General features: G+C 39.1%; 2 protein-coding genes. One reads left to right on the top strand and one right to left on the bottom strand.

All coding sequences use genetic code 11. From position 1 onward, the window contains the following. Nucleotides 1-145: 145 nt before the first annotated feature. Entirely contained in the window at nucleotides 146-4,441 is a 4,296-nt protein-coding gene (locus L1765_RS15600) for a PolC-type DNA polymerase III (protein WP_329610069.1), read from the bottom strand. Nucleotides 4,442-4,492: 51 nt separating this feature from the next. Between L1765_RS15600 and L1765_RS15605 the strand changes: the two genes are divergently transcribed. Continuing rightward, nucleotides 4,493-4,675, top strand: coding sequence for a hypothetical protein (locus tag L1765_RS15605; RefSeq protein ID WP_236408415.1), 183 nt, complete (start codon nucleotides 4,493-4,495; stop codon nucleotides 4,673-4,675). Nucleotides 4,676-5,027 lie beyond the last annotated feature (352 nt).

A 5,027-nucleotide genomic window follows, 5' to 3' on the forward strand; every position in this document is an offset into this window, starting at 1 on the left:
TTTTGCCTAGCCTCTTTTTTTACTCCTATTAACCCGCATTTTTCCGCTTGTTTTTGGGGTAAAATTTATTTTCGCCTTTCTCTAAACCCTTGTCTCATCTGGTTTCCCGAACATCGCAAATAGCTCTTTTATTTTATATTTGTCATTAAAACAAAGTTAGCTGATTTGTATCCGGCAGATGGTTTAAACAGTTAAATTTTTCCAATAAATCCAAAACAGGTTTTGATACCCTTGCTCTTTCCTGGAGATCCTCTTTGGATAAAAACTCCCCTTTTTCCCTGGCCTTTGCAATATTTAGGGCAGCATTGGTACCGACACCCGGGATAGAATTAAAAGGTGGAATTAAGATATTTCCATCAACTAAAAAATGAGTGGCATGGGAACGATATAAATCAACGGATTGAAAGAAAAATCCCCTTTCCAGCATTTCCAGACACATTTCCAATATGGTCAAGAGGTTTTTCTCTTTTGGTGACGCCTGATTTCCCATTTCTGTGATTTCATCTATCCTTTTTCGAATGGCGTCACTTCCCTTGATGGCCAATTCAAGATCAAAATCATCTGCCCTTACCGTAAAGTATGTGGCGTAAAAATAAGCGGGATAATACACTTTAAAGTATGCTATCCGAAGAGCCATCAAAACGTAAGCCGTAGCATGGGCTTTTGGAAACATATATTTAATCTTTTGGCATGACCCAATATACCAATCAGGTACCTGAAACTCCTTCATATAGGAAATATCCTCTTCATCCAATCCTTTGCCCTTTCGAACCTTTTCCATGATTTTAAATGCCCGGGATGGTTCCAATCCTTTATGAATAAGATATACCATGATGTCATCTCGACATCCTATAACGTCTTTTAAGGCTATACCTGAATGAATCAATTCTTGTGCATTATTTAACCAAACATCTGTCCCGTGAGATAAACCAGAGATTTGAACTAATTCAGCGAAAGTAGATGGCTTCGTTTCTTCTAGCATCTGTCTAACAAATTTTGTTCCAAACTCGGGAATCCCATAGGTTCCTACATTACTGTTTATTTGTTCAGGGGTTACCCCTAAAACTTCTGTTCCGGAGAAAAGCTGCATAATTTTTTCATCAGTAATGGGTATTGTCTCTGGATCAACACCAGTTAAATCTTGAAGCATACGAATCACCGTGGGATCATCGTGTCCCAATATGTCCAACTTAAGAAGATTGTCATGGATCGAGTGAAAATCATAGTGGGTTGTTTTCCACTCTGATGTTTTGTCATCAGCAGGGTATTGGATGGGGCAAAAATCATAAATATCCATATCATTTGGAACAACGATGATTCCCCCAGGATGCTGCCCCGTTGTCCTTTTCGCACCTGTGCAGCCATAGGCAAGCCGTTTAATTTCCGCTTGTCTCCACTGCAATTTTTTTTCTTCCATATATTTTTTTGTAAAACCAAAGGCCGTTTTCTCCGCCACTGTTCCAATGGTTCCTGCACGGTATACATAATCTTCACCAAACAGCACCTTGGTATAGTTGTGGGCGTGTGCTTGATATTCTCCGGAAAAATTAAGGTCAATATCCGGAACCTTGTCCCCTTTAAAGCCTAAAAAGGTTTCAAAGGGAATGTCATGACCATCCCCTTTTAGGGGTGTTCCGCATTTGGGACAATCTTTATTGGGCAGATCAAATCCACTCCCATATTCACCTTTTGTAAACCACTCGCTGTAGTGGCAAGACAGACATACATAGTGAGGCGGCAGCGGATTGACTTCCGTAATTTGTGTCATGGTAGCTACAAAGGATGATCCGACGGACCCCCTGCTTCCCACCAAATATCCATTATCCAATGAGTTTTTTACCAGTTTGTGTGAAATTAAATAGATCACGGAAAATCCATGGGTAATGATGCTGTTTAATTCCTTTTCCAATCTTTGTTCCACAATTTCAGGCAGGGGCTCCCCGTATATGGATTTTGCACGATTGTAGCTCATGGATCGAATCTCTTCATCTGCTCCTTCTATCTTTGGCGGAAAGAGTTTGTCAGGAATAATTTGCAGTTCTTCCACCTGATCGGCAATTTTAGAGGGATTAATGATAACGACTTCCTTTGCTTTCTCTTCACCAAGATAGAGAAATTCTTCCAACATTTCATTGGTTGTTCGAAAATGAACATCGGGCTTTCTCTGATCCTTTAGGGGACTGAACCCGGTAATACCATGAATCAAAATTTCCCTATACATTTTATCTTCAGGATGTAAATAATGTACATTACCGGTGGCTACAACGGGTTTGCCCAACTTTTCCCCAATACTGACAATTTTTCGATTTGCTTCTATTAAGACTAACTCACTTTCTACTAATTTTTTGTCTACCAAATGGAGATTTATTTGTACAGGCTGGATTTCTAAGACATCATAAAATTTAGCAACTTCTTCTGCTTCTTCCAAGCTTTTATTAAGAACCGTTTCAAATAATTCCCCTTTTTCACAACCTGAAGAAATAATTAAGCCTTCCCTCAGTTCTTCCAGAATACTTTTGGGAATACGGGGGGTCTTGTTTAAATAGGTCGTATGTGCCAGGGAAACCAATCGGTACAAATTCTTCTTTCCAACCTCATTCTTGGCGTATACATTGCAGTGAAAGGGCCTGGCATTCTGATAGTCTTTGCCCACAAAATCATTTAAACGGTGCTGAAGTTTAATATTTCTGTTTGACAGATCTTTAATCATCTCCCATAAAATAAGGCCCGTGGCTGCGGCGTCGTCCACAGCGCGATGATGGTTTTCCAAAGTAACTTGAAATTTTTCAGCCAGGGTATTTAAGCGATGATTTTTCATGTCAGGATAAAGGAAACGGGCTAATTCCAACGTGTCCAAAACGGGATTCTTTACTTCATCCATCCCTATTTTTTTACATCCCTGCTGAATGAAGCCCATGTCAAAACGGGCGTTATGGGCAACAAGGGTACATCCCTCGATAAATTTTATAAATTCGGACAGTACCTCTTCCAGCTCAGGTGCCCCCTTCAGCATCTCATCTGTAATATGGGTAAGGGAAATTATATTTTCCGGAAGTTTCTCATGGGGATTTACAAAGGATTCAAAACGGTCGATCACTTTCCCGCCCTTCATTTTTACCCCGGCAAGCTCAATGATTTGATGATTAACAACAGATAACCCGGTGGTTTCAATATCAAAGATGACATATGTGTCATCGGTGATTTCCCTTTCCTCAGGTTGGTGTACAATAGGGATGGAATCATTGATCACGTTTGCCTCCACCCCATAAATAATCTTAATCCCATTCTTTTTCCCAGCGTAGTAAGCCTCAGGGAAAGCTTGGACCACTGAATGATCAGTAACGGCAATTGCTTTATGACCCCATTTGGCAGCCTGCTCAATCAGTTTAGACACTGATGTGACTGCATCCATTGCACTCATGGTCGTATGAAGGTGGAGCTCAACCCTTTTTTCTTCCGCATCATCCACTCTTTCGATCCGGGGAATGCGGTTTGCATCATTTGCCAACATCACCAAATCACGTTCAAACGTGTCGTATTGAATATTGCCCCTTACTTTTATCCAATCTCCGTTTTTGACAGATTTAAGTGATGGAATATCCTCTGAATCTTTGGAGAATATTTTTACTAAAATAGAATCAGTATAGTCAGTGATATATAAGTTTAATAGATATCTTCCACTTTTTAATTCCCTCAATTCTGATTCAAAAATAACACCTTGGATGGTGACTCTTCTGTCTTCACCGATGATACTCTTTAAGGGTACGGGGTCATCTTTAATTTCATAGCCGATCAATTGATCAAAATTTACAGGTTGAACCAGCATATTCTTATCTGGATTAGCTGCCTGTTCTCTCATTGTCATGGCTTCTTGGGCTAGGTTTTTATCTTCTTTCATAAGGTTTGTCTGAAATTGTTCAATCATTTCTTCATTTTCACGCACACAAAAAGATACAGGTACATTTTCACCAATTACATGATAAATATATTCTTCGATCTTTTTGGCCACTTCTTTTTTCTTCATAAAATCTAGATGAACCTCATTTGGCACAAAGAAAAATAATTTTTTTTTTGCTTCATCGTATTCCCACTCATTTAATATCTTTGTCGTAGAATTGATTGATTGAGATAGCTGTTGCTTCATATCCAACCAATACTCATTAAAAAAATAGGATAGTTTAACCGTTTCAACATATCGAATCTGGCAATCAACCTTGTCTATAAAGTGAAACGTTGTCCGCAGCCTCTGAATAAATATTTGGTATACGTTTACTGGAAGCAATTTAGGAAGCAAAATCTGAAATATCCAGCTTTTATTTTTTTTTGACAGAATTAATCGCTCTAAAATTCCACCGGAAAAATAGGTAGAGATTTCTTCAGGCAACTGAAGTTGAGACATTAAAACATGAAAGCGTTTTTTCCCCTCATCCCTTGTCTCCACGGCAATCCCCCCCAATATAAAGTTAAATGAGATAAAAAGGCACTCCACATTTTGACGAGTGCCTATTATCCGATAGCTAACCACCACTATGAGTCTCGCATCTTAAGTGGGAATAAAGTGTCAGTCCTTTTTACATCAGCAGAACTAAAGAATTTGCTAAGAAAAGCCTTCGAGTTCGTACTTAGCGTAGGGGCTGAAGAACGGGTATTAGCCCTTAAACTGACTCCATCATAGAAATAACCAGATTTTTTTTTGAGGGCTCCGTTCTTTAGCCTCTAAGCGGACTTTAATTACTCCTTCGTCCGAACTCGACTGTGGACGTGTAAATCTTTGATATGAAAATAATTCCCTCCCGGGTCATACTGATCTAAAAATGTCAAGTGCTTGGTATCAATTTCCAGATAAAAATGGGTATAGGGATGCCCGGGATAATCGTTGTAAATGTTTCCAGTAGTTATGATGCAGTATTCTTCTGAACTTCGTATCCTAATTGACGCACCTTAGCGATAAAATATCTTTCCATTCGTTCTTGGTTTCGCTTCTGTAAAAAGTCTTCACCTAACTCTTTATAGTGATCATCGTTTAA

Origin of the sequence: Microaerobacter geothermalis (genome assembly GCF_021608135.1) — a bacterium.
Taxonomy (GTDB): domain Bacteria; phylum Bacillota; class Bacilli; order DSM-22679; family DSM-22679; genus Microaerobacter; species Microaerobacter geothermalis.